Genomic DNA, 1,302 nt, shown 5'->3' with positions numbered 1-1,302 from the left:
CTAAGAGCCTGCTGACAAAGGCTTAAGTGCTGGCGGGCATGGGCCCGTAGAGAGCTGGTCCGATCTTGTTGATGTAGCCCTGGTGGGACCATTGAGACAGCTGGACACGGAAGCTGTTGACGTTCTCGATGCCGAGGATGGCGGCCAGTTCGCTTCCTCTCCAGGCTCGCCACGGTTGAGCGGCCAGGAGTTGCAGGACCTTGCCGCGCCGGTCGGGGCTGGACAAGTCGGGCAGCGGTGGCGGGTCGCTCCAGCGGTTTGAGGGTGGAATGCCTGCCAGCTCGCGCGTCAGCCGGCGGGTCATCTGGTGCACGGTGGCCCACCAGATCATGGCCTCGTGATGGTCGGGCTTGCGTTCGTAGATCCGCGCCAGGCGGCGGTAGCGGATCAGCCAGGCGAACGTCCTTTCCACCACCCACCTGCGGGGCAGCACCACGAAGCCGCGCAGGTCGTCGCTGCGCTTGACGATCGTGACGGCCAGGCCGAGGACCTGCCGGGTCCAGACCCGCAGCCGTCCGGCGTAGCCGCCATCAGCCCAGACCAGCGTGATGGTGGAGAACTTCTCGCGCAGCAGCGCCAGGACCGGATGCGCGCCGTCGCGGTCCTGCACGGACGCGGCGGTGACCATCACGCACAGCAGCAGCCCGAAGGTATCCACCACGACATGCCGCTTCTGCCCCTTCAGCTTCTTGCCCGCGTCGTACCCGCGGGCCGCCGCGCCGACGGTCTCGGCCGCCCGGACGGTCTGGGAGTCGATGCATCCGGCCGTCGGCAGCTCACGCCGCCCGGCCAGGACACGCAGCCGCCCGCGCAACCTCCCGGCCAGCCGTTCCGGCAGGCCACGCCGCGACCAGCGCAGGAAGAACGCATACACCGCCTCATGCGGTGGGAAGTCGACCGGCAGGGCCCGCCACTCGATCCCATAGCGGGTCACATAACCGATCGCGTCCAGCACCGCTCGCAGGTCGTGCACCATCGGCCGACCCGCGGCCACGACCAGCTCGGCCATCACCCCCCGCGCCTATCCCTCCAACACCGACCACTGGGCATCGGTCAGATCCGACGGATATGCCGGTTTCCGACCGCGACATCCGCACCCCGGTGAGGCGCAACCGCTGGCGTTCACGGCCACGGGCGTGTAGACAGACAACCACGGGCTCCTGGCCGCTGAGCTGCTTAGACAACACCTCAGCTACCGGGAGCCCGCTCCTGCTTACGGGGCAACTACCCACTCATGACCACAGCACGGCGCTCTACTGACTCGAGCCCTAACACCAAATCCCCTTGTCAGCAGGCTCTAAG

1 pseudogene is annotated in these 1,302 nt (G+C 67.7%); it reads right to left on the bottom strand.

Features of this window, described 5'->3' with window-relative positions:
• Positions 1-289 precede the first annotated feature (289 nt).
• Positions 290-1,126, bottom strand: a pseudogene (locus ACWEJ6_RS54745) (IS5 family transposase); the annotation flags it as partial.
• Positions 1,127-1,302: the final 176 nt, after the last annotated feature.

This window comes from Nonomuraea sp. NPDC004702 (assembly GCF_053601695.1).
This window is presented reverse-complemented; position numbering and strand designations above follow the sequence as displayed.